This window comes from Roseovarius sp. MMSF_3298, assembly GCF_030733705.1.
GTDB classification, from domain to species: Bacteria; Pseudomonadota; Alphaproteobacteria; order Rhodobacterales; family Rhodobacteraceae; genus Roseovarius; species Roseovarius confluentis.
Map to the genome: position 1 here is coordinate 25,385 of NZ_JASHIN010000024.1, position 23,194 is coordinate 48,578.

Genomic DNA, 23,194 nt, shown 5'->3' on the forward strand with positions numbered 1-23,194 from the left:
TGCCGGCATGAAGATGGTCGTGAACCGTTTTCCTTCCAGCAGCGCCGCGCCGTTCTTGCTGCAAGACGTCCAGACACATCTCAGGGCAGATGACGATGAAGAGCTCTCAGCGGTCGATACCATGGCCCGCGCTGCGGCTCACGAAATTGAGCAATTCGCACAGATTGCGCTGCTGACGCAGACGATCCGAGTGAAGATCTTTGATCCCACGCAAGACTGTGGAATTAGACTGCCTATAGGCCCTGCAGACGAGGAGAATCCGCCGACTGTATCGATTGATGGTGAGACCTTCACCGCTTTTGATTTTGCAGGCGGGATCCGACCTTACATTCACTGGAATTCGAGTTTCCAGAATCTGACGCCAAGGCTGATCCTAATCGAGTATCAGGCCGGTTTCGGCTCGACAGCATCTCAGATCCCCTCTGACCTCGCTCAAGCGATCATGGACCAGGCCGCGCTGCACTACGACGGGCGGTCTCCAATGGACGCGAAGTCCCTCACAACGTCTCCGCACATGGTCAGAATTGGTGCGCGATATCGAGGGGTGCAGGCATGAGTTGGCCAGGCAATTGGCGGCAAGAATGGGCGCAAGCCGTGCGTCGGGCATCGGATCTCTCCACGACCGCGCGCCTGGTGGGGCAGGCACTGGCGCTGGATTTTGCCAATGGCAGTACGGGGCAGTGCAACCCATCTCGGGAGACCTTGGCGGATCATCTCTGCGTCTCTGAGGCGACGATCAAGCGTGCCTTGGCGGACCTGGTCAACGGTGGATGGCTCTCGAAGACGACCGGCACAGCTCGTAATCGGACGGCTCAACACACGTTTCTGATACCGGGCAAGAGCCGTGGTGAGGTGGTTCAGTTCACGGGCCAAAGGGCGCGGAACGCGGGTCAGAAACGACCCGCGATTGATGACGGAACGCGGGTCAAATCTGAACCGAACGCGGGTCAAATCTGCGCCACCCCATATAAAGGAAGGAACCAAGTAAAGAACCAAAGCGCGCGAGAGCAGGGAAGCACAGTTGCATCACCAGTCTGGCAGTCAGCGCTGATAGAGCCAGGCAGTCACCGTGAGAGCACGTGGAACGCTTGGCTTGCAGAGAAAGGTTGGCCAAGTGTTTCAGAGCTTGGTGTCCGACACAGCGACGCGAGCGGTGTTGGATGGCGCATGCCGTTCGCATTCCCACCGAATGACAGCGGCAGCATCCAGGCAAGTATTACCGAGAAATATTTGAATTGGGCCAGCGCTCGCATGATCGAGCAAAAGGACGGCCGAGCATGAAGGAGAGGCAGTGGAGAAAGGCTGACGGAACTAAGATCGAAAGGGCGACTGCACCTGCAATCGTTCATTCGAGCGATCAACAGTCTGACCTCTTCGCATCCGGTCCCAATGCCGCAACTTTTGTGTCGACGGGAGACCGTGGATGGGAGTTTTCAACTTTCGCGCCCGGCGGGAAATTGGAATCTGCGACCCCAGCAGAAAAAGCCATGCATTTCATGCATAGCCTGTCCATCCCCGAGGGGCCGAATGCCGGCAAAGCAATCACGCTGGCACCCTTCCAGCGCCGGTTCATTGAAGGCGCGATGGCTGACGACACGGCCAACGCCGTTCTAAGCATCGGGCGTGGCAACGGCAAATCCGCGATCACGGCGGGCCTTGCGCTCGGCGGTCTCATTGGCGTCTGGGACCGCCAGCCCCGGCGCGAGATCGTCGCAGCAGCTCGGACCCGCGATCAGGGGCGCATCATCTGGGACTTCGTGGCCGGGTTCGCTGCGACCCTGCCGCTCGAAATCCAGCGCCGGCTGATCTACCGCCGCGCCCCACGCCTCGAAATCGAGTTTGAGGGCGACAGCGGGGGACACGTGCTCCGCGTCATCGCGGCTGACGGCAAGTCCGCTCTGGGCGGCGCGCCGACGATGGCGATCCTGGACGAACGCGGCCACTGGGCGCTCGATCGCGGCGACGAGCTGGAACACGCGCTCCTGTCCGGCCTCGGCAAGCGAAAGGGCCGCGCCTTCCTCATCAGCACTTCCGCCAGTGACGATACGCACCCGTTTTCCCGCTGGATCGACGATCCGGCACCCGGTTCCTACGTCCAAGAGCACCGGCCCTCACCGGGCCTGCCGGCCGACGACGCCGAAAGCCTGCTGATCGCCAACCCCGGCGCTCCACACGGCATCGGCGGTGACCTCGAATGGCTGACGGCCCAAGCGCAGCGGGCAATTGCGCGAGGCGGTTCTAGCCTCACGAGTTTCCGGCTCTACAATCGCAATGAGCGTGTGTCCGGCGAGTCGCGGGATATGCTCCTCACCCCCGACGAATGGCAGCACTGCGAGACGGATACGCTGCCCCCGCGCCAGGGCGGCGTGGTGATCGGGATCGACCTGGGCGGCTCGGCCTCGATGACGGCAGCGGCCTTTTACTGGCCCGAAACCGGGCGGCTCGAATGCCTGGGCACCTTCCCGTCCATGCCGAACCTGCTGGACCGGGGCCAGGCGGACGGCGTGGCCGGGCGCTATGTCGAGATGCACGACCGAGGCGAGCTGACCGTCCTGGGCGACAAGACGGTGCCTGTGGCCCCGTGGCTGGCCGAGGTGATGCGCCACGTCGAGGGCGAATCCGTCACTGCGATCACGATGGACCGCTACAAGCAGGCCGAGCTGGCCGAGGCGCTGACCCGCGCGGGCGTCCGTGCTCCCTGCGTCTGGCGCGGCCAGGGCTTCCGGGACGGCGGCGAGGATTGTGAGCGGTTCCGCCGCGCCGCCTTCGACGGTCTGGTGAAGGCGCGGCCGTCTCTGCTGCTGCGCTCGGCGTTCTCGGATGCGGTCTGCCTGCGCGACCCGGCGAACAACCTCAAGCTCGCCAAAGCCCGTTCCACTGGCCGGATTGACGCCGCGGCGGCATCCGTGCTCGCCGTCGCCCAGGGTGCGCGTGTGGCGGCGCAACCCAAGACGAAAGCGAGGATGGCATGGTTCTGAACGCCGGTAGCCTCAACCGTCGCATTCAAATCCGGCGAGCGACGACTACGCCGGACGGCTTCGGCGGATCTGAATACGAGTGGAACGACTACGGCCCGGCGATCTTCGCCAGGCGGCGCGACGTTTCGGACGCCGAGCGCATGAGCGCCGGTGCCTGGGACAACAAGATGGTGACCCGGTTCGTCATTCGCGCGACGACTTTCGGGCGCGGGATCAAGCGCACTGACCGCTTGGTCCACGAAGGCATCACCTTTGAGATCGACGGCATCAAGGAGGTGCCGGACAGCCGGGGTTTCCTCGAAATCACCGCACATTCGGATACCGTCCCATGAGCATCCGCAAGGAACATCACCGGCATTCCCAAAAGGTCACTCGTACCAAACGCTGGAAAGCGCTGCGGGCCGAGATCCTCGAGCGCGACCGCTACCGCTGCACGTCCTGCGGGTGTGGTGGGCGGCTGGAGGTCGACCACATTAAGCCCGTCAGGACGCATCCCGAACTGTCCTATGACCCCGGCAACCTTCAAGCGCTTTGCCCTGGTTGCCACACCCGAAAGACCCGGATCGAGTGCGGGCACCCCCCGCCCCGAAAGGACCGTCAGGACTGGCGGAACATGGTCGAGTCGCTTGAACGGCCCGGCACCAAACCTGTTGAGCAGAAAGGATAACCAATGCTCGAATCTGTGAAGATCGCACGGCGGCAAAGCGAAATCCGCCAAACCCTTGCCGAACTGGCAGGAAAGGAAAACCCGTCCGAGGATGAAGTCGGGAAGATGGACGATTTGGACCGGGAATACCGCTCCAACGAGACCCGGTATCGCGCGGCCCTGATCGCAGAAGATACCGAACGCCGGGATGCGGGCGACGAGCTTGAAACCCGCTCCGCTCAGGAATGGGCCGAGTTGATGGCCGGGTTTGAGCTGCGCCAGGTTGCCCTGGCCCTGGATGAAGGGCGCCAGCTAGACGGCCAGACGGCCGAGATTGTGACCGAGCTGCGCACCGCCGGCGGGTTCAGAGGCATCCCCGTGCCGTGGCAGGCGCTGGAAGTCCGGGCCGGTGAAACCGTCGCCAGCGGCACCCCGAACCCGGTCCAGACCCGTCCCATCATCGACCGCCTGTTCCCGGACAGCGTGGCGGCGCGCATGGGCGCGCAGATGATCAGCATCGAGGCGGGCGCGGTGGAGTGGCCGGTGACCACCTCGGCTGTCACGGCCGGCTGGGCGGACGGCGAGACGGCGAACGTGGCCGGACCGACCACCTACGCCACCACCGACCGCGCAATGTCGCCGGACCACAATCTCGGCATTCAGATGCGCATCACGCGAAAGACGCTCAAGCAATCCGGCGCGGCGCTGGAACAGGCGGTGCGGCGGGATATGAGCGGCGCAATGGGCGCGGCAATGGATCAGGCGGCGTTCCTCGGCACCGGGGCCAATGGCCAGCCGCTCGGCGTCATCGCGGGCGCGGCCACCTACGGCATCACGTCCACGGCGGTGGATGCGCTGGCGAGCTGGGGCGCGTTCCGCTCGGCCGTCACCCGCTTCATGACAGCCAATGCGGCCGGTTCGCCGGATGCGGTGCGGTCACTGATCCGCCCCGAGCTGTGGGACTATCTGGACAGTGCCCTGATCAGCGGCACGGCTGTGTCCGAGTGGGACCGGCTGGTGAAGAACATCCCGGCGGGCAACATCGCCATGACGAACAACGCGCTTGCCGCGCCGTCTGGGACGCCTTCCGCCACCTCGGCGCTGCTGACCACCGCGGCGGGCGGCGTGGCCCCGATCTTCATCGGCGCATGGGGCGCGGTGGACATGATCCGCGACCCCTACAGCGATGCGCAGTCTGGCGGGCTGCGGATCACTGCCCTTGCCACCATGGACGTGACCGTGGCTCGCCCGGCCCAACTCGAACTGCTGACAGGCCTCGAACTGGAAGCGGGGCCGTAATGCTCTGGGGCGCACATGTCGGCAGTCTTGAGCTGCGTACCGAGGGCGGGGAAACCCGCCTTCGGGCAATCTTCCCCTATGGCCGGGAAACGGTGTTGGCCGAGCGTGTGGGCATGGGCCGTGAGCGTCGTGAGATGATCGCAGCTCGTGCCTTCGCTGATCGCCTGGAACGCGGCGAGGACGTGCATTTCCTGTCCGGCCATGACTTCAACAAGCCGCTGGCCTCGCGCTCGGCCGGCACTCTGGCTCTGACCGAAACGGACGACGCCTTGACTGTTGAGGCGACGATCAGCGCGGACATGGGCCGGGTCAGCTATGTTCGGGACTTCCTCTCGGCCCACGCGGCCGGGCTGGTGCGGGGGCTGTCCCCCGGTTTCCGCGTCCGGCCGGGCGGCGAGACGGTCGAAGAACGGGGAACGGCGATCCTCCGCACCATCAAGGTGGCTGACCTGATCGAGATCAGCGCTGTCACGAAACCCGCCTATCCGCAGGCCCAGATTGAGGCCCGGAACTGGCAACCCGCTGAAAATCTAGTTGCGCGCGCGCCGCGCTTCCACGCTGCAACCCGTTGGAGGTGACCATGCTCGGATGGCTTATGAACAAGCTGCGCACAATCGAGAGCCGGTCCAGCGGATCCGGCTATACTGCTCAAGTCATGGCAGCGCGGGACAGCTACATCAGCGGGCGGCGCGGCGTGGCCGAGCTGACGTCAACGGTGCAAAGCTGCGTCAGCCTGTGGGAGGGCGGTTTCGCCATGGCAGACGTGTCCGGCACCGAGTTGCTGACGCGCCAGACGATGGCAATGATTGCCCGAGCGTCCGCTTTGAACGGTGAGGCGGTATTCCTGATCACAGAGCTGGGGCTGGTCCCGGCAACGGACTGGGACGTGACCACCCGCGACGGGCGCCCGCGCGCCTATCGCCTGTCCATCCCGGAGGCCGGCGGCGGGCGCACCGTCACGGCCCTTGCGGCCGAGGTGCTGCACCTGCGGATCGGCTCGGACAATCTGACGCCATGGATCGGCACCGCGCCCCTGCGCCGGTCCAGCCTCACCGGGGCTTTGCTCCACGCCGTTGAATCGGCCCTGGGTGAAACCTTCGAGAATGCCCCGCTTGGCTCGCAGATCGTGCCGCTACCGGATACCGGGGCGGATGACATGGCCTCGATGCGCGGAGCCTTCCAGGGACGGCGCGGCTCCACGCTTGTGATTGAAGGCGTGGCCCAGGCGACGGCGGCCGGGATGAACCCCCAGATCGGCCAGAAGCCGGATCAGCTCTCGCCGGACCTGTCAAAGAGCATGACGGCCGAGACGCTGGCAGCGGCCCGAGAGGGCATCCTCATGGCCTATGGTGTCCTGCCGTCCCTGGTGAACCGCGCCTCGACTGGGCCGGCCGTCAGGGAAGCGCAACGCCAGCTCGCAATCTGGACGCTGCAACCGATCGCGGCGCTACTGGCCGATGAGGCATCCGCCAAGCTCGGCGGGCTGGTGGAGATCGACACCATACGGCCCCTGCAAGCCTTCGACGCCGGCGGACGCGCCAGGGCGCTGTCCGCGATCATCAAAACGATGGCCGAGGCGAAGGAAGCGGGCATTCCATCCGCCGACGTGGCCGGTGCCATGCGCATGGTTGATTGGAAGGAATAGGCAGATCGCGCCTGGGCTTTCTAGGATTTTCCCGAAGCGATCCCGTAAGTCGGTGAGTGGGTAAACCCCGACAGCGCGCGGCTCCGGTCAGAAAGCGGAGCGCGGCGCGCATCTTATCTGGTCAACCTTTCGGAGAACTTTTCTCAATAGCATTGCGTAAGGTTTTAATTTCCGTGATCAGATCGCTCTGCTTAGCTTGCAGAGATTCCATCAACTCGCACTGAACGTTCGTGCTGAATGTTAATGCCTTGATTGCATCGGTCAGCGCTTCGATGGTCTCTTTATCCATTCTATTTCCCTCTTTCTAAACTGACGGCTTAGCCCCAGATTTTGCTATCCGATAAATTTTAAGCGTACTTGTCTAGAGCGATTGCGGTAAAATTATAGCGTCGTTCGGTCCCAACACTATCTCAGTTAATTCATCGCGCGGGCCAGGCAAAGTGATGCAGGTCAGGGTGTACCTTTGTCTAATCGTCTGAGCTGAACCTGTGCATACATGTGGATGGCAATGGATAAGACTCCGGCGGCAGCATATTTGGCGAACGCTTTAGAATTCAAATCCTCACCACTCTCCATAATTTGATAAACGAAACCGATTCCGCCAATCGCGAAAATTGATATCGCTATGCCATTCAAATAGTTCGAGAAAAGCTTGATTCTTTCAATCTCCGAGGGTCGCATCTCCCGTCCTTTCCTTTAATCTTACACCTGGCCCGCGGCCGTTCTCTTCAATGAATTCAACTCCGGCCTGTTCCAAAGCTTGAGCGAGTGCTGAGATTGAATGATCCGACGCCGCCAACACGCCAGCTCCTTCGGCGCGCTTGACTGTTGGAACCGACAAACCAGCAGCTTTTGCAAGTTCCGCTTGGCTCATGCCTACAAGCGCTCTTGCGGCTCGAAGTTGGTTAGAATAAATCATTTCCCTTGATCCCTTGGGATCAGTGTGTCATATGATCCCTACGGATCAATAACACATTTGGAGACCCTGACAATGGATAAAGAACGCGTTGGCGCGAATGCCGAAGCTCGTCCTGTAAAGGATTGGGAAAACAAGGAGGTCAAAGGGGATGCGCTTGCCCACAAGCGTATCTTCGAACAGCATAAAAACGAAGTTGCGGAGTTACGTCAGAGACAAGAACAGTACGAAAAAGATTTGCCAAAAGAGCCGAAGGAGGCGCTTCGTGATATTCACCGCACCTTGATGGACACGCGAGATATCGCGGAGCCGTACTACGCGCCCAGGGCGGCTCTCGAATTAATATCACTTATCGCTTCAAGTTCAACGCTCTCTGATGGCGATGACGCTCGCCACGCGCTGTACTGGTTGGCTAACCAAGGTCTTAATGGTCTCGATTTGATCGATGCTGCCACGGCTAGATCCCGGCACATCGCTTACCAGTTCGAAGAGAGGCATGAACCTTTCAAGGCATAGGTGAAACGTGTACGTTGACACGAAGAACATCTTTGCGTAATGCTACACGAAACAAGGTGTGGCGGATGAAACTAGAATTAGAAACATACACCCCGAGCGAGGCCGAGGCGATCACGGCGGTCAAGCAGGCGACGGTTCGCAACTGGCGGCGCGCGGGGCACCTTCCTCGGCAAGAGGGCCATGCGCGCTACAACTTGGCGGATATGCTTGTGATGTTCGTCATGGGGATGCTGGTTTCGCGCGGCACCACCCCGGAAGCTGCCAAAGAGTTTTCTGGACATGCTGCCCGCGCCATTTTCCAAAGCACGATTTGGAGCACGAAAGCGTTTTCGGATGCCGTGCGGGATAAGGCCAAGGCCGAGCTTGGCGAAATCTCCGACGACGAGGTGTCTCACTTCAAAGCCCAGCTCGGGGATGAGTTTCACATTGATATGCTGGAGACGGTGCGCAGCCAAGAAATCATGATCAAGGAGGCTGAGCAGCTTGCCGGTATCTCGGGCATGAAGCATCCGAACTGGCTTGTCATCTGGGCGGACGGTTCGCTGGAATTCTTCCATGATGACGAGGACACCGACGAAAGCTTTTTCGGGAACATTCAATACGGTGAAGCCTTCGTCCAAGGCCCGGTGATGCTCTTTTGCCTCGGCGCTCTGGCGCAAATGGTGATCGACCGCCTGCCGCGCCCGGCGATCCGTTTGGCCGAGGGGGCATAGCAATGGCAGCGCGCCCGGCCCTTGTCTCGCAAGCCGAAATCAAGCGCACACTGCAAGCGGCGCTGTCCGCTGGCATGCGCATCGGCAGGGTCGAGGTGGATCATGCCACGGGCCGCGTCGTCGTGTTCCCCGAGGGCGCGGCGGCGCAGGTCGCTGGCCCCGATCCCGACGAGCTGCTAAAATGACGCGGCGCAAGAACCCATATCCCGGCGTCCGTAAGAACGTGGTAAAGGGGCGCGTCTACTGGAAGTTTGAGCGCGGCGACTTCCGCACCAATATCCCCGGTCCCTACGGATCGCCCGAGTTTCTGGCAGCCTATGAGGCGGCGCTTGCAGGTTCCAAGGCTGCCAGCTCATCGACGGCCCTTGCCGGAACACTGGCATGGCTGATCGAGCAATACCTTCGCAGTCTTCGCTTTCAGAACCTCTCCGACAGCCGCAAGCGGACGATCAGGCTTGAACTGGATTGGTTGCGCAAAGAAGCGGGCAAGTATCAATTCGAGCGGCTGGAAGTCCGGCACGTCGAAGCCCTCATGTCGAAGAAGAAAGGCCCGACCGCCGCGAACACCGTCAAGAAGAACCTTTCGATGCTGTTCAACTTCGCGGCCAAGAAGTTGGGTTACACCGGTCCAAACCCGGCGCGTCATGCTGAACGGATGAAAACGAACCCTGACGGTTTCCACACTTGGACAGAGGCCGAAGTGAATCGCTTCCTGGAGTGTCACGGGCCGGGCACGAAAGCGCGCCTGGTAATGCTTTTGGCGCTCAACACGGGCATGGCGCGGCAAGACCTTGCCCGAGTCGGTCGCCAGCACGTCAAGGCAGGGCGGATCGCATATCGCAGGCACAAGACCGCAGTAGCGGCCGACATGCCTATACTGCCCGAGCTGGAAGAGGAGCTGCGCCACGTTCCGAAGGACAGGATGCTGTTCGTTACCCAGGACAAAAGCGACAAGCCATATGCCGTCGCTTCTCTGGGAAACTGGTTTCGGGACAGGTGTGCCGAGGCGAACGTCCCCGGATCATTACACGGTCTGCGGAAAGCCGGTGCCACACGCCTTGCCGATGCTGGCGCGACTGAGTGGGAGATTGCTTCCTACCTCGCACACGCGGACACGACGCAGGCGGCAGTCTACACGAAAAAGGCCAACCGGGCGCGTCTTGCGGACAGCGGATTTGCGAAGTTGAGCGCAGGAAAGGTGTCCAACCTACCTGAAGTGTTGGACAGGAAGGAGGGGAAAGCCAATGATTAACAATGTTTTATATGAGGAAATGGCAGCCCGTAGGGGAATCGAACCCCTCTTTCCAGGTTGAAAACCTGGCGTCCTAACCGATAGACGAACGGGCCATGCCTTGGCGTGAGCGTGTAACTATGAAAAAGCCGCGTCCGGCGCAAGGGGATTCTTGCATTATTTTGCGGGTATCGCGGAGCCTGGGCGGGACGTGGCGCTCAGGCGGCGGGAGCGGCGTCTTCGAGGCGGAGTTGCACGGTCTGGCGGCCGCCCCAGGTGTTGATGTCAAGGCGTCCGGCCAGGTGGAACCGTGCGCCGCCATGCTGTTCCAAAGCCTGGCCCAGCGCCGTGTCGTAAGCGCCAAAGGCGATTGCGTCGAGACTTGGCCCGGTGCCATCACCGAAGCGGATCTTCAGGTGGCTTTCGCCGACACGCTTGGCGAAGGTGATGCCCATGTCGGAAAAGGCATAGCGGGGGCCGGGTGCGCCGGCGCCGAAGGGGCCGGCCTGTTCGATCTGGTTAACGAGTTCCGGCGTGGCGGCGCCGGGCATAAGCAGGCCATCAAGCGCCAGGTCAGCGGGGCCGGAGCTGCCTGCACCCTGGCGGGCGAGGAGGTCGGAGAGGCGGGTCATCGCGGCGTCGAGCTTGCCCCGTGCCACGGTCAGGCCGGCGGCCATCCTGTGCCCGCCGCCCTTGAGCAAAAGCCCCTCGGCGGCAAGGCGCTGGATGGCGTGGCCGAGATCGACGCCGGAGACCGAACGGCCCGAGCCCTTGCCTTCGTCTCCGTCAAAGCCGATGACGATGGCGGGGCGGTTGGTGGCTTCCTTGAGGCGCGAGGCGACGATTCCGACGACGCCCGGATGCCAGCCTTCGCCCGCGGCCCAGACAAGGGGAGCGTCGAGACCGCGCTCCTCGGCCTGATCGAGGGCGGCGGCGCGGACGGCGGTTTCGACGTCGCGGCGCTCGGTGTTGAGTTCGTCCAGTTTCTCGGCCAACGACACAGCCTCGGCCGGGTCGTTGCAGGCCAGAAGGCGCGCGCCCAGATCGGCGCGGCCCACCCGGCCGCCGGCATTGACGCGCGGGCCGAGGACGAAGCCGAGGTGATAGGCGGTGGGCGCGGTATCGAGCCGCGACACGTCACCCAGCGCCACGAGGCCGGGGCGGCGGCGCTGGCCCATGACGGCGAGGCCCGTGCGTACGAAGGCGCGGTTGACGTCGCGCAGAGGGGCCACGTCAGCGACGGTGGCCAAGGCCACGAGGTCGAGCATCGCCATGAGATCGGGGCCTTGTTTGCCGGCGTCGCGCAGTTGGCGGCCGGCCTCGACCAGCATGAGGAACACCACGGCAGCGGCGCAGAGATGCGAAAGGTCGCCGCTTTCATCCTGACGGTTGGGGTTCACCACGGCCAGTGCGGGCGGCAGGGTTTCGCCACCGAGATGGTGATCGAGCACGACGACATCGGCGGCGGTGGCGGCGGCCAGCGCCTCGTGGCTGAGTGTGCCGCAATCGACGCAGAGGATCAGATCGTGCGCGGCGGCGAGTTCGGCCATGGCGGGGGCGTTCGGGCCGTAGCCTTCGTCGATGCGGTCGGGAACGTAGAGCGTGGCGTTCAATCCCATCTGGCGCAGCCAGTCGATCAGGAGGGCCGCCGACGCGCCTCCGTCGACATCGTAGTCGGCGAAGACGGCAATTTTCTCGCGCCGTTCGACCGCCTGAAGGAATCGTGCGGCGGCGGTTTCCATGTCTTTCAGGCTGCGCGGATCGGGCATGAGGTCGCGCAGCTTGGGGTCGAGATATGCCGCAGCGTCGGAGGAGGTCACGCCGAGGCGCGCCAGCGTCTGGCAGAGGGGACGGGGCAGGGTGGTGTCCTGCGCCATCGCCTCGGCCAGGCGGTCAGTATCGGGGGTGGGGCCGATCCAGCGGCGCCCGGTCAGGGAGCGCGCGACTCCGAGGTAGCTCATGAAAGGTCGCGCAGGATCGCGGCGACGGAGCGGGCCCGGCAGAACTCGCCGTGCAGGTGCGATACGGCGGTGGTGTGGATCGGTTCGGGATCCATCGGTGACAGGTCGGGGTTCCAGCCGGTGTCGGCGGAGAACGAAAAGGCGGCGCAGGCATCGTGTGCGAGCGTCACGTCATAGCCGATATTGTCGGCCCAGCGAACGTTGGTGGACACACAGTGCGGCGTGGTCAGTCCGCATATCACCAGTTCGGTTGCGCCAAGATATGTCAGGTGCGAATGAAGCGCGGGGTCGACGAAGGCGGAGTTGGTGGATTTTTCGAACACCGGCTCGCCGGTCAGCGGCATCATCTGCGGCTTGAACTCGCAACCGCCCGAGTCCGGGTGGATCGGACTGCCTACGACCTTGCTGAGGTGCAGAACGTGGCAAATGGGGGCGTCGCGTTCGCGCCACGCCGACAGGAGCTGGGACGCGCGATCCTCGGCGTCGGGGTTGTTGCGGGCGCCCCAGAAATCGGCGTCAAAGCCGGTTTGGAAGTCGATAAGGACGAGGGCAGGTAACATTGGTCTCACATCGGGTGGCGACAGGTCATGATGCGGCGTTCTCCGGTAGAAGAACGCAGCAGGAGCGTTTGGGTTTCGATACTGTCGCCTCGCGGCTTGAGCCCGGCGACCAGCGAGCCTTGCGTCACGCCGGTGGCGGCGAAGATCACGTCGGACGACACCATTTCGTCCCTTGTGTAGACGCGGTCGAAATCTGTGATGCCGGCCTTTTCGGCGCGGCCCCGCTCGTCATCGTTGCGAAAGAGCAGCCGACCCCAGATCTGGCCGCCCAGGCATTTCAGGGCGCCGGCCGCCAGCACACCTTCGGGTGCGCCGCCAGAGCCCATGTACATGTCGATTCCGGTCGCCTCGGGATCGGCGCAGTGCATGACGCCGGCCACGTCGCCGTCGCCGATGAGATAGATCGAGGCGCCGGTGGCGCGCAGTTCGGCGATCGTGGCCTCGTGGCGGGGGCGTTCCAAGACGCAGACGGTGATGTCCGAGGGGTCGACGCCCTTCTCCTTGGCAAGGGCCCGGACCCGTTCGGCGGGGGACATGTCGAGCGAGACCACGCCGTCGGGATAGCCGGGTCCGACGGCGAGCTTGTCCATGTAGACGTCCGGCGCGTGCAGCATCGTGCCACGCGGCGCCATTGAAATCACTGTGAGCGCGTTCGGCATGGCCTTGGCGGTGATGGTGGTGCCTTCGAGCGGGTCGAGCGCGATGTCGACCTCAGGGCCGTTCCCCGAGCCGACCTCTTCACCGATATAGAGCATCGGTGCCTCGTCCCGTTCGCCCTCGCCGATAACCACGGTGCCGGCGATGTCCATCGCGCCCAGTTCCTGGCGCATGGCGTTCACGGCGGCCTGATCGGCGGCTTTCTCGTCGCCGCGACCGATCAGCGGGCGGCAGGCAAGCGCGGCTTGTTCAGACACGCGGGCCAAGGCGAGTGAGAGGAGGGCGTCGTTGAAAGGGGCGGTCATGAAAAAGTCCTTCGGGTCTTGAGGCCGGTCCAGCATTAACGGCTGGCCCGGCGTGGCACAAGGTCGGGCGCGTGCCTTAGACGCTTTCGATGCGCAGGGCGACGGGAGAGGAAGCGACGACATCGACCTGCGACAACGCCTCGAGCGCCGAGGCCAGTGCCGATGGCGCGGTCTTGTGGGTGACGATCAGCACCGGGGCGGTCGCCTCTTCGTGACGGTACTGGCGCATCCGGTCTATCGACACGCCGGCGTTGCCAAGGATGGTGGCGACTTTGGCCAGCGCACCGGGCTTGTCGTGCAGCGCCATGCGCAGGTAGTAGGGCACGGCCGCTGCTTCGGACGCCGTGGCCGGTTTGCCGAGGTCGGTGGCAGGAATGCCGAAGGTGGGCAGTCGCACGCCGCGTGCGATGTCCATCACGTCGCCCATAACCGCGCTGGCGGTGGGTCCTTCGCCGGCGCCGGGGCCGCGCAAGACGATCTGTTCCACGGCGTCGCCTTCGAGGACGACCATGTTGGTGCCGCCTTCAAGCTGGCCCAGCGGAGAGTTTTTCGGCACGAGGCAGGGCGACATGCGCTGTTCCAGCCCGCGCCCGGTCATCCGGGCGACGCCCAGAAGCTTTATGCGGTAGCCCATATCGGCGGCCTGTTTGATGTCGGCGATGGTGATTTTCTGGATGCCTTCAAGGCTGATGGCGTCGAAATCGACCTGCGTACCGAAGGCGATGGAGGCGAGGATGGCCAGCTTGTGGCCTGCGTCGATGCCGCCGACGTCGAGGTTCGGATCGGCCTCGAGATAGCCCAGTTGGTTTGCTTCCTCGAAGACGTCCTCATAAGGCAGGCCGGAGGACTGCATCCGGGTCAGGATGTAGTTGCAGGTGCCATTCATCACGCCCATGACGCGGGTGATCTCGTTGCCGGCGAGCCCCTCGGTCAGGGCCTTGATCACGGGGATGCCGCCCGCGACGGCGGCCTCGAAGCGCAGGGTGCGGCCTGCGGATTCGGCCTGTTCGGCGAGGGCTTGACCGTGGATGGCGAGCATCGCCTTGTTGGCTGTGACCACGTCCTTGCCGGCGGCAAGCGCGGCCTCGGTCGCGGCCTTGGCGGGACCGTCGGAACCGCCCATCAGTTCGATGAAGACATCGACATCGTCGCGGGTGGCCAGCGCCACCGGATCGTCTTCCCACTCATAGCTCGATAGAGAGACGCCGCGATCCTTGTCACGGGTGCGGGCGGAGACGGCGGAAATCGCAATCGGGCGGCCGGCGCGGGCAGCGAGAAGGCTGGCCTTCTGGCGAACTATCTTGACGACGCCGGTGCCGACGGTGCCGAGCCCGGCGATCCCGAGGCGAAGGGGGGTAGTCATGGGCGTTTCCTTGAGATTTTGTCGAGGCGGGTTGACTGGGGTTTAGCCGGTTGCGACAGGCCTTGCAACGCGGGTTTCTTGCCGCGCGAGGCCGTTTTCTTGAAAAGAAAACGGAGCGAAATCTTTGAACGATTTCGGGCGCGCTGGGTGGCGGGTGTTATTGCGGCACGTCGATCGTGATCTTGCGGTCGAGCCGCGCCCGCGAGGTATCGTTGATTACGGAGCCGCGCAGACGGGCGGCGCGGGCGCGCAGGGCGGCGACGCGGGCCTCGAGCGTGCGGGTGGTCTGCTCGCTGGTGCGCGGCGCGGCGACGCGGGCGCGCAGGTCCTCGACCGGCAGAAGGTCGGGATAGGGCGCGCGCCGCGTTTCGCGAGACGTAGCGTCGTCCAGTTCGGGAAACTGGGTGCAGGCCGACAGCGCGAGGGTCAGCGTGAGGGCTGTGAGGCCTATGAAGTAGCGCGTCGACGTCATGGTGCGTCTCTCATGCCACCGATCACGGTCGACAGGCAAGCGGGGCTTTTATCTGAACGGTCGTTCAGTTACCTATATTGCATGGCACGCACGCAAGGTTCGCATTCCAAGACCACAGGCCCGCGGGTGCGCGAGGCCGCGATGCGGCTTTTCGCGCGGCACGGGTTTGCCGCCGTTTCGATGCGGCAGATCGCGAACGAGGTTGGGGTGCAGGCGGGGGCGCTCTACAATTATACGCCCGACAAGCAATCGCTGCTGTTTGACCTGATGCGCGAGCACATGGACGCGTTGTTGGCCGCATGGCAGGCCGAGGACCCAGGCGGCGACGATCCCCGCGCCCGGCTCGAGGCGTTCACGCGGTTCCACATCCGGTTCAATACGCGGCGGGCCGACGCCGTGTTCGTGTCCTACATGGAGTTGCGTAACCTGACGGCCGAGAATTTTGAAGCTGTCACCGAAATGCGTCGGGTCTACGAGACCCGGCTGGAGGAGATCCTGTGCGCCGGGCAGGACGCGGGGGTCTTTACCTTGGCCGAGCCGCGGATCACGGCGATGGCGGTCATCGCTCTGCTGACTGGGGTCAATACCTGGTATCGCGAGGCGGGACGGCTGAACCTGGACGAGGTCGAGACGCTGTATTGGGACATGGTGCGCCGGCTGGTCGAGGGATAGCGCCGGGCGGAGCGTTTCTTTTCGCACTCGCGCCGAGTCCGCAATCCGGCTATCAGGCCGCCAACCGAACATGGAGACGGCGGGGATGGACGACGACGAGGTATTGGCGGTCATGCAGGCATCGACGGGACGGCGCGTGCTGGGCGTCGGTTGCCTTGCGGTGCTGGGAGCGGTGCTGATCTGGATCGGGCTGACGCGCAGTTTCGATGCGGTTGCCTGGCAGGCGTTCCTGGTTCTGCTGGGCGCCGCGGCGGTCTGGATGGGAGACGCGATGCGCCGGGCCACGGCGCAGAGGGTCGAACTGACACGGCACGCGGTGCGCAGCAGCGACGGCGAGGTGATCGTGGCGATTTCTGATATCGAGACGATGGACCGGGGCCTGTTCGCCTTCAAACCGTCGAACGGCTTTCTTGTGAAGGCGAAAACGAAAGCCCCGGCGCGGTGGCGCCCGGGGCTGTGGTGGCGGATCGGTCGCCGGATCGGGCTGGGCGGGGTCACGCCCGGACACCAGTCGAAAATGATGGCCGAGATGATCGCCGCCCTGATGGCAGATCGCGCCTGAGGCGCGGATTAATTCTGAAGCCCGCAGATCCCTTCGTAGCAGATCTGGGGCGCGAAGCGGATCGCGCTGAACACCCGGGTGCTGATGGTCACGTCGTTGAGGCCAACGTTGAAGAGCGGTTCATAGGACGAGGTGGACTCGACCAGGATGATCTCTTCGCCGTCCGCGACGTCGGGCAGGGTAGCATGCGAGTCCTTGACCTGCGCGGTGGTCAACTGGGCCATGGGGCCTGTGCCGCGCACCTGCGACCAGGCGATACCGTATTCGTCGTCGTCTTTGTCGTAGGACACGACCGAGACGCGGATCTGGTTGACGCCGTTGTCGTTGGTGATCTCGTCGAACAGGATCTTGGCGTTGTCAATATAAATCGAAGTCAGGCCGGCCGCCCGCGTTTCGCGAGAGATCATGTCCGCGATGGTGAACGTGCCCTTTTCACGGACGCTCTTGTAGCGGTGGATCTCGAAGAAGTCGAAAGTGGCGGCCATACCCCAGAAGAGCAGGGGCAGTGACAGCACGGATTCGACCGTGAGCGAGCCGCGCGTTCCTTCGAGAAAACTGCGCAGGGAAACTTTGAGACGGGCCATCAGCATCAGTTCGGCTCCTGTACGAAGGCGGTCATGGAAATGATCGAAGCCTCGCCGCTGCCATCCTTCTCAAGCGCCGAACCCAGGAATTCCTTGGGGAAAAAGGGCTCGTACTTGTAACAGGCGCGCATCAGCATCAGCTGGTTTGCAACACCGGGGGTGAAGGTGCGCACGGGCTTGGCCGGTTCGGCCTTGTCCGTGCAGTCAGCCGTCGTATCCAGCGATTGCAGAGCGAAGATGTCGGCCGGGCGCATTTCCAGCCGCAGCTTGTCCTTGCAGTTCAGAACCATGACTGCGTTGTCGCAGACAATATCCTTGATGGCGTCATGCTGGGGGGCGGTGCCTGTCCCGAGTCGTACCTCGCGCACCGCGATATCCATGCCGCGTTCCAGCAGCGTGTGGCGCATCGTCACGAAACCCAGCTCGATCGACATCAGGATGAACGACAGATAGATCGGAAAAATGATGACGAATTCGACCGATGCCGAGCCGCTTTCTTCATAGCCCAGACGCAAAAGCGCTGTTTTAAGTCTGCGGATCATTGCGTCAACCTCAGGGCTTGCATGTTGCCGGCGATGGAACCGAACGCATCGGTGATGTCGAGGCCCTCGACACGGTAGTAATGCGCGTTGGACGAAGCGCAGCCTTTCAGAGCAGTTTCGGCAACGCCACCCTCCGAGATTTCAAAGCCAATCGTGTAGATGATAGAGCCTGCCCTTTTCGCGGCACCGCAGACTTCGTTCATCCGCCGGTTTTTGGTTTCGCCGGTGATGCTTTCGGAATAGCGATAGTCATTCCAAGGCTCCCAGTTGCCCGTTATCTGCCCATAGTAGTAAGGCGACATCAGACCCCACGCCTCTTCCCAAGAAAGATCTTCGCTGGAAATGAAACCGGGGATGCTATTTTTGAAATCATTGAATTCCGCGGCCGTGTGCCAGCTACCTAACTCAACGTTATAGAAAGCCTCTCTCTCGTAATCCCCGTGTCGGTTGGTCGGATCGGGATCTTCAAGAAAATATGCCGATCTTTCCACGCCGTCACCTTTATAGATGCATTCCCATCCGCCTCTGGAACACATTTGTTCGTACAAAGGGTGATAATAGTGACGGTCCTTGTTGCGGTTCTGGTAGGCGTACTGGAATTCCATGTTCTCGTACTTGACCTTGTGGAGATCAGAATGGGCGCCTCGGAATTCGGGGTTCGACTTGTCAAAGAAATATGTCGTGGTGTTCTGTCCGTCGCCCATGACGATCATGACCTTAAGCGTTTCAGGCTGGTCGTAGTCGGCGGGGACGTTCGTTAGAGATGCATCGATTTCCCCGTCAGCAATGAGCGACGCAGATACTTCGCGCCAATCAGGGTGCAACAGTGCGGAGCCGTATTTGATCCCCTGATCAGTCGACGTGTTGCCTGCAGCTTCAAGCCCGTCGATCTTGGCGTGCAAATCCGAGACGCTGAAAGAATAGGGCATGATCTGGAAGTACTCGTCCGTATAGCAGGATCGCCATTCCGAATCCAAATTGTCAAACCCGCCATACATCGACGTGTACACGGCCTGCTTGAGGTTCTGTCCCGAGCTGTTGGAAGAGGAGCCCGTCGCTAGAGAAGCGTGTGAGTAGTCGTTTTCTTCGAGATAGAGACAGTTGGAGTACGAATGGTCTTGGCCGACGGCCAAAACCTTGAAGATCCCGTCCGTGGGCGTGACTGAAGTGCTGAAAGGCACAATAGAGATAACGGTGCTGCCTTCCACGGAGTTGCCAAGGATTTTAGTCACAAATGACTTGGCTGCAGTCTTGAGGTTGCCGATCTTCCCGTTGTCATCCATCGATCCGGATACGTCCAGGACGAGAACTACTTCGAGCTTGGGTATCCGCATCTCGGCCGTAGACTGGACCGTGGCCGAGAGCTGCTCCACTCCTGAAAGCTTCATCAGGTATGTGTCCATGTCGAAATCGGCGGACGCCGTCACTTTAGACGTGTTGAGTGTCATTGTGATGTCGTCTTCGTTGATCATTTTGAGGTATTGTGCCATCCCAGATTTGGCGAAGTAATCTTCGACGACATGCTTGGCTTCATCTTCTGACGAGGCGCCGGCCCCGGCCAGAACGGCGGAGTCGAGCGTCGCCTGCAGGTGCGCGCGGTGCATCTCGTGGCGCATCGTGTCGATGCCGAGGCCGGCCATCACGAGCATGAAGATGAAGATGAAAAGCGTGAGGATGACCATCGAGCCATCCTCGTCTTTGCGGAAATTCGAAACGCGGCTACGCGCCATTGCGTATGTCGGCAGGGATGTACTTTGTTGCGACCGGATTATAAATTTCGACACGATCATTTTTTGACACCTCTTCGGATGGTTCCCGCCCCAGGAACGGATTAAATCCCTGTTGTTATCAGGAAGGTCTATGGTCAAATTAAGGCGAAAACGGGAAGAAATTGGCAGTATTGACGACCAGCAAGAGATAAATCTTTCAAATCTTCCAGACTGTTACGGAACGGTCGACAAAGCCGGGAATCGCGGCTCGGCCGCGCGGTGCACAGGCACCCGGGAGGCGGCGGGCATCTATGGTGGACAATTGGGACACTTCGCTTAACCATTGTGACATGCATGCGGGCTATGGGGAGTCGTGCCACATGCGCCAGAAGAGGGAGACCCAACCATGAATGCACCTATCAAGGAGCCGACGTTTCGCGAAAGCGTGGACCTGATGTTCAACCGCGCGGTATCGCTGATGGATCTGCCGCCGGGCCTGGAAGAGAAGATCCGGGTCTGCAACGCGACCTACACGGTGCGGTTCGGGGTCCGCCTGCGCGGGCACATCCACACCTTCACCGGCTATCGCAGCGTGCATTCCGAGCACATGGAGCCCGTGAAGGGCGGCATCCGCTATTCCATGGCGGTGAACCAGGACGAGGTCGAGGCGCTGGCGGCGCTGATGACCTACAAGTGTGCATTGGTCGAGGCGCCTTTCGGTGGATCGAAGGGCGGATTGTGCGTGGACCCGCTCGAATGGGATGAGCATGAGCTGGAGTTGATCACGCGACGGTTCGCCTACGAGCTGGCCAAGCGCGACCTGATCCATCCCGCGCAGAACGTGCCTGCGCCCGACATGGGCACGGGCGAGCGCGAGATGGCATGGATCGCCGACCAGTACCGCCGGATGAACACCACCGACATCAACAGCCGCGCCTGCGTTACGGGCAAGCCGGTCCATGCCGGCGGTATCCAGGGCCGGACCGAGGCCACCGGCCGCGGCGTGCAATACGCGTTGCAGGAGTTCTTCCGTCATCCCGAGGACGTGAAAGCAACCGGAATGAGCGGGTCACTGGACGGCAAGCGCGTGATCGTGCAGGGCCTCGGCAATGTGGGCTATCATGCGGCCAAGTTCCTGTCCGAGGAAGATGGCTGCAAGGTGATCGCGGTGATCGAGCGCGACGGCGGCCTCTATGACGAGAATGGGCTGAACATCGATGAGCTGCGGAACTGGATCGCCAAGCATGGCGGCGTCGACGGGTTTCCGTCGGGGAACTACATCAAGGATGGCGCCAGATACCTGGAAGAGGAGTGCGACATCCTGATCCCGGCCGCGATGGAGGGTGTGATCAACCTTGGCAATGCTGACCGTATTAAGGCGCCGCTGATCATCGAGGCCGCGAATGGTCCGGTTACGGCGGGTGCAGACGAGATTCTGCGTGGCAAGGGCACGGTGATCATTCCGGACATGTATGCCAACGCGGGCGGTGTGACGGTGTCCTATTTCGAGTGGGTCAAGAACCTGAGCCATATCCGGTTCGGGCGGATGGGCCGCAGGCAGGAAGAGGCGCGCCACGAACTGATCGTACGCGAGTTAAGCCGGCTGGACGATCATCTTGAAGGCGCGTGGTCGATGACGCCGGATTTCAAGCAGAAGTACCTGCGCGGTGCAGGCGAGCTTGAACTGGTGCGGTCTGGCCTGGACGACACGATGCGCGCGGCCTACCAGACCATGCGCGAGACGTGGCACGCCCGCGAGGACGTGACCGACCTGCGGACGGCGGCCTACCTTGTATCGATCGACAAGGTCGCGACCAGCTATCGCGCCGCGGGCCTCTAGGCGCGGACATTTGGCCGCGACGGTGAAAAAGACCTGCCGCTGCGGCGCGGTCGAAGTGACACTCGCGGTGCCCGCCAGCGGGGCGGGCACCCGTGTGACCTGCTACTGCAAGGACTGTCAGACCGCGGCGGGCCTGTTTGGTCACGCGGACGAGCTCTTGTCGCCCGGCGGCGGCAGCGAGATTTGGCAGACGACGCCGGATCGGGTCACGATCGACGCCGGGGCGGAGCATCTCGTAATACTTCGCCTGTCGCCCAAAGGCTTGTTCCGCTGGCACGCGAGATGCTGCGATACGCCGATCTTCAACACCATGTCGCGGGTGGGCTTGCCCTTTGTCGGCGTGGTTCTTCTGCAGGCAGAGTTGGACGGCATGGCGTCCGGGCTGGGACCGTCGCGATGCCGGGCGTTTACGAAACATGCAAGGCCCGAACCAGGCGCGCCCCAGTCCGATCGTGGATTTATCGGCGCAGGCCTTCGTGTTCTGGGCTGTATGACTAGTGCGTGGACCAGCGGGCGGGCAAAGTCGAACCCTCTTCTAACTGCGGAAGGTGTGCCGATCGCGCCGGTCTCTGTCATTCCTTTGGAGCAGCGCCAGCGGGCCACGCCAGACCACCTGCGCTGAACGGTCCGGTTTCGCCGCTCGTGGGCGCAGGGGCCAGTTGCCATTCCTCTTCGAACTTGCTTCACTCGCGCCCGTGGCGATGGAGATGACAAGATGCGGTTTTCGGGGCTGCGCGTCCTCAGGGAAGGTCTGACCGGCAATCGTGGCTGGCAGGCGCATTGGCGCGATGCAAGTCCGAAGGATGCCTATGACGTGGTGATCATCGGAGGCGGCGGGCATGGGTTGTCGACGGCTTATTACCTTGCGCGCGAGCACGGGATCACCAATGTCGCGGTGCTGGAAAAAGGGTACCTGGGCGGCGGCAATGTGGGGCGCAACACCACCATCGTGCGGGCGAATTATTTTCTGCCCGGCAACTCGGAATTTTACAGCCACTCGCTGAAGCTGTGGGAAGGGTTGGAGCAGGAGCTGAACTACAACGTGATGCATTCGCAGCGCGGGCAGATCGTGCTGTTCCACTCCGACGGGCAGCGCGACGCGGCGATCCGCCGTGGCAACGCGATGCGCAACCAGGGCGATGACGCGGAGCTGCTGAGCGTTGCGCGGTTGAAGAAGGTGTTGCCGTACCTTGATTACGCGCAGGCGCGGTTCCCCATCTACGGCGGGCTGTTGCAGCGGCGCGCAGGAACGGCGCGGCATGATGCGGTGGCTTGGGGCTATGCCCGCGGGGCGAGCGACCGGGGTGTGGACCTGATCCAGAACTGCGAGGTGACGGGCATCGACATCGAGGGCGGCGTGGTCAAAGGCGTGCAGACCTCACGCGGGGCGATCCGGGCCAAGAAGGTCGCGGTGATCGTCGCGGGCCGGTCAAGCCAGGTGGCCGCGATCGCCGGAATGCGCCTGCCGATCGAGAGCCATGTGTTGCAGGCCTTCGTGACAGAAGGGTTGAAACCCTGCATCGACCACGTGGTCAGTTTTGGCATGGGGCATTTCTATATCAGCCAGTCGGACAAGGGCGGGCTGGTTTTTGGCGGGGACCTGGACATGTATGCCAGCTATGCCGCGCGGGGGAACCTGCCGCTGGTCGAGCACGTGATGGAGGCAGGCATGACCCTGATGCCGATGATCGGACAGGCGAAGGTGCTGCGCAGTTGGGGCGGAATCATGGACATGAGCCCGGATGGCAGCCCGATTATCGACCGCGCGCCGGTCGAGGGGCTCTACCTGAATTGTGGCTGGTGCTATGGCGGATTCAAAGCGGTGCCCGGCTCTGGACATTGCATGGCGCATCTGGTGGCGACGGACCGCCCGCACAAGGCGGCGGAACGGCTGCGGCTGGACCGGTTCCGCACCGGGCGTGGGCTGATGGATGAGGAGGGGACCGGTGCACAGCACAACCTGCATTGAGGTGCTATTGGCGGGCGTCCGTCCATGAGTATTTCTGGCAAGAAAAAGCCGGGG

27 protein-coding genes and 1 tRNA gene are annotated in these 23,194 nt (G+C 62.6%); 17 read left to right on the forward strand and 11 right to left on the reverse strand.

All coding sequences use genetic code 11. The annotated features are described in order from the left end of the window. The first annotated feature begins 7 nt into the window (after positions 1-7). The 8 genes from RBB18_RS18010 to RBB18_RS18045 all read left to right on the forward strand — a co-directional run bounded on the left by RBB18_RS18010 (position 8) and on the right by RBB18_RS18045 (position 6,568). The gene (locus RBB18_RS18010; RefSeq protein ID WP_306111563.1) at positions 8-556 is read left to right on the forward strand and encodes a hypothetical protein; all 549 of its coding nucleotides are present in this window, start codon (positions 8-10) and stop codon (positions 554-556) included. After that, positions 553-1,281: a helix-turn-helix domain-containing protein gene (locus RBB18_RS18015; protein WP_306111564.1), complete on the forward strand. Its 729-nt coding sequence runs from the start codon at positions 553-555 to the stop codon at positions 1,279-1,281. The genes RBB18_RS18010 and RBB18_RS18015 overlap by 4 nt, the downstream gene beginning before the upstream one ends. A 206-nt stretch (positions 1,282-1,487) precedes the next feature. Continuing rightward, complete coding sequence (locus RBB18_RS18020) at positions 1,488-2,978, forward strand: terminase TerL endonuclease subunit (protein WP_306111565.1); 1,491 nt, start codon at positions 1,488-1,490, stop codon at positions 2,976-2,978. Continuing rightward, positions 2,969-3,310: a head-tail adaptor protein gene (locus tag RBB18_RS18025; RefSeq protein ID WP_306111566.1), complete on the forward strand. Its 342-nt coding sequence runs from the start codon at positions 2,969-2,971 to the stop codon at positions 3,308-3,310. Before RBB18_RS18020 ends, RBB18_RS18025 begins: the two co-directional genes overlap by 10 nt. Further along, positions 3,307-3,645 carry an HNH endonuclease gene (locus tag RBB18_RS18030; protein ID WP_306111567.1) on the forward strand — a complete coding sequence of 113 codons (339 nt, stop codon included), beginning with the start codon at positions 3,307-3,309 and terminating at the stop codon, positions 3,643-3,645. The genes RBB18_RS18025 and RBB18_RS18030 overlap by 4 nt, the downstream gene beginning before the upstream one ends. A gap of 3 nt (positions 3,646-3,648) precedes the next feature. Beyond that, positions 3,649-4,923: a phage major capsid protein gene (locus RBB18_RS18035; RefSeq protein WP_306111568.1), complete on the forward strand. Its 1,275-nt coding sequence runs from the start codon at positions 3,649-3,651 to the stop codon at positions 4,921-4,923. Next, on the forward strand, positions 4,923-5,501 hold the full coding sequence (locus tag RBB18_RS18040) for an HK97 family phage prohead protease (protein WP_306111569.1): 579 nt from the start codon (positions 4,923-4,925) through the stop codon (positions 5,499-5,501). Before RBB18_RS18035 ends, RBB18_RS18040 begins: the two co-directional genes overlap by 1 nt. A gap of 2 nt (positions 5,502-5,503) precedes the next feature. Next, the gene (locus RBB18_RS18045) at positions 5,504-6,568 is read left to right on the forward strand and encodes a phage portal protein (RefSeq protein WP_306111570.1); all 1,065 of its coding nucleotides are present in this window, start codon (positions 5,504-5,506) and stop codon (positions 6,566-6,568) included. A gap of 121 nt (positions 6,569-6,689) precedes the next feature. Here RBB18_RS18045 and RBB18_RS18050 read toward each other — a convergent pair whose 3' ends face one another. Beyond that, positions 6,690-6,857: a hypothetical protein gene (locus RBB18_RS18050; protein ID WP_306111571.1), complete on the reverse strand. Its 168-nt coding sequence runs from the start codon at positions 6,855-6,857 to the stop codon at positions 6,690-6,692. A 372-nt stretch (positions 6,858-7,229) separates the two neighbouring features. Continuing rightward, entirely contained in the window at positions 7,230-7,487 is a 258-nt protein-coding gene (locus RBB18_RS18055) for a helix-turn-helix transcriptional regulator (RefSeq protein WP_306111572.1), read from the reverse strand. A 72-nt stretch (positions 7,488-7,559) separates the two neighbouring features. Here RBB18_RS18055 and RBB18_RS18060 point away from each other — a divergent pair, with 72 nt between their 5' ends. Genes RBB18_RS18060 through RBB18_RS18075 form a run of 4 tightly spaced genes read left to right on the forward strand, consistent with a single transcriptional unit; the run spans position 7,560 to position 9,965 of the window. After that, positions 7,560-8,000, forward strand: a complete 441-nt coding sequence (locus RBB18_RS18060; protein WP_306111573.1) for a hypothetical protein — start codon at positions 7,560-7,562, stop codon at positions 7,998-8,000. Positions 8,001-8,032: 32 nt separating this feature from the next. Continuing rightward, on the forward strand, positions 8,033-8,713 hold the full coding sequence (locus tag RBB18_RS18065) for a MerR family transcriptional regulator (RefSeq protein ID WP_306111574.1): 681 nt from the start codon (positions 8,033-8,035) through the stop codon (positions 8,711-8,713). A gap of 2 nt (positions 8,714-8,715) precedes the next feature. Next, on the forward strand, positions 8,716-8,898 hold the full coding sequence (locus RBB18_RS18070) for a hypothetical protein (protein ID WP_306111575.1): 183 nt from the start codon (positions 8,716-8,718) through the stop codon (positions 8,896-8,898). Continuing rightward, complete coding sequence (locus RBB18_RS18075) at positions 8,895-9,965, forward strand: tyrosine-type recombinase/integrase (RefSeq protein WP_306111576.1); 1,071 nt, start codon at positions 8,895-8,897, stop codon at positions 9,963-9,965. The genes RBB18_RS18070 and RBB18_RS18075 overlap by 4 nt, the downstream gene beginning before the upstream one ends. A 20-nt stretch (positions 9,966-9,985) precedes the next feature. Here RBB18_RS18075 and RBB18_RS18080 read toward each other — a convergent pair. The 6 genes from RBB18_RS18080 to RBB18_RS18105 all read right to left on the reverse strand — a co-directional run bounded on the left by RBB18_RS18080 (position 9,986) and on the right by RBB18_RS18105 (position 15,262). Then, positions 9,986-10,060: transfer RNA gene (locus RBB18_RS18080), tRNA-Glu, on the reverse strand. 102 nt (positions 10,061-10,162) lie between these two features. Further along, positions 10,163-11,905, reverse strand: coding sequence for a single-stranded-DNA-specific exonuclease RecJ (gene recJ, locus RBB18_RS18085; RefSeq protein ID WP_306111577.1), 1,743 nt, complete (start codon positions 11,903-11,905; stop codon positions 10,163-10,165). Beyond that, complete coding sequence (locus tag RBB18_RS18090; RefSeq protein WP_103764397.1) at positions 11,902-12,465, reverse strand: isochorismatase family protein; 564 nt, start codon at positions 12,463-12,465, stop codon at positions 11,902-11,904. Before RBB18_RS18090 ends, recJ begins: the two co-directional genes overlap by 4 nt. A gap of 5 nt (positions 12,466-12,470) precedes the next feature. Next, the gene (gene glpX, locus RBB18_RS18095; RefSeq protein WP_274593498.1) at positions 12,471-13,427 is read right to left on the reverse strand and encodes a class II fructose-bisphosphatase; all 957 of its coding nucleotides are present in this window, start codon (positions 13,425-13,427) and stop codon (positions 12,471-12,473) included. A gap of 76 nt (positions 13,428-13,503) precedes the next feature. Then, a complete protein-coding gene (locus RBB18_RS18100; protein ID WP_103764396.1) occupies positions 13,504-14,790 on the reverse strand; it encodes a homoserine dehydrogenase in 1,287 nt (428 codons plus the stop codon). A gap of 157 nt (positions 14,791-14,947) precedes the next feature. Beyond that, on the reverse strand, positions 14,948-15,262 hold the full coding sequence (locus RBB18_RS18105; RefSeq protein ID WP_306111578.1) for a hypothetical protein: 315 nt from the start codon (positions 15,260-15,262) through the stop codon (positions 14,948-14,950). Positions 15,263-15,343: 81 nt separating this feature from the next. Here RBB18_RS18105 and RBB18_RS18110 point away from each other — a divergent pair, with 81 nt between their 5' ends. Then, entirely contained in the window at positions 15,344-15,934 is a 591-nt protein-coding gene (locus RBB18_RS18110) for a TetR/AcrR family transcriptional regulator (RefSeq protein ID WP_306111579.1), read from the forward strand. A gap of 85 nt (positions 15,935-16,019) precedes the next feature. After that, a complete protein-coding gene (locus RBB18_RS18115) occupies positions 16,020-16,496 on the forward strand; it encodes a hypothetical protein (RefSeq protein WP_274593501.1) in 477 nt (158 codons plus the stop codon). A gap of 8 nt (positions 16,497-16,504) precedes the next feature. Here RBB18_RS18115 and RBB18_RS18120 read toward each other — a convergent pair whose 3' ends face one another. From RBB18_RS18120 to RBB18_RS18130, 3 genes are read right to left on the reverse strand one after another with little or no spacing between them, the layout of a single operon-like run. Then, the gene (locus tag RBB18_RS18120) at positions 16,505-17,086 is read right to left on the reverse strand and encodes a TadE/TadG family type IV pilus assembly protein (protein WP_103764392.1); all 582 of its coding nucleotides are present in this window, start codon (positions 17,084-17,086) and stop codon (positions 16,505-16,507) included. Further along, positions 17,086-17,622 carry a TadE/TadG family type IV pilus assembly protein gene (locus tag RBB18_RS18125; RefSeq protein WP_103764391.1) on the reverse strand — a complete coding sequence of 179 codons (537 nt, stop codon included), beginning with the start codon at positions 17,620-17,622 and terminating at the stop codon, positions 17,086-17,088. Before RBB18_RS18125 ends, RBB18_RS18120 begins: the two co-directional genes overlap by 1 nt. Beyond that, positions 17,619-19,412, reverse strand: coding sequence for a pilus assembly protein TadG-related protein (locus tag RBB18_RS18130; protein WP_245890535.1), 1,794 nt, complete (start codon positions 19,410-19,412; stop codon positions 17,619-17,621). Before RBB18_RS18130 ends, RBB18_RS18125 begins: the two co-directional genes overlap by 4 nt. 325 nt (positions 19,413-19,737) lie before the next feature. On the opposite strand from RBB18_RS18130, the gene RBB18_RS18135 reads away from it, so the two are divergent. The 3 genes from RBB18_RS18135 to RBB18_RS18145 all read left to right on the forward strand — a co-directional run bounded on the left by RBB18_RS18135 (position 19,738) and on the right by RBB18_RS18145 (position 23,140). Beyond that, positions 19,738-21,171, forward strand: coding sequence for a Glu/Leu/Phe/Val dehydrogenase (locus tag RBB18_RS18135; RefSeq protein WP_306111580.1), 1,434 nt, complete (start codon positions 19,738-19,740; stop codon positions 21,169-21,171). Between the two features lie 22 nt (positions 21,172-21,193). Further along, positions 21,194-21,793: a DUF6151 family protein gene (locus tag RBB18_RS18140; RefSeq protein ID WP_146050064.1), complete on the forward strand. Its 600-nt coding sequence runs from the start codon at positions 21,194-21,196 to the stop codon at positions 21,791-21,793. Between the two features lie 93 nt (positions 21,794-21,886). Further along, complete coding sequence (locus tag RBB18_RS18145; RefSeq protein WP_274593506.1) at positions 21,887-23,140, forward strand: sarcosine oxidase subunit beta family protein; 1,254 nt, start codon at positions 21,887-21,889, stop codon at positions 23,138-23,140. The last annotated feature ends 54 nt before the right edge of the window (positions 23,141-23,194 follow it).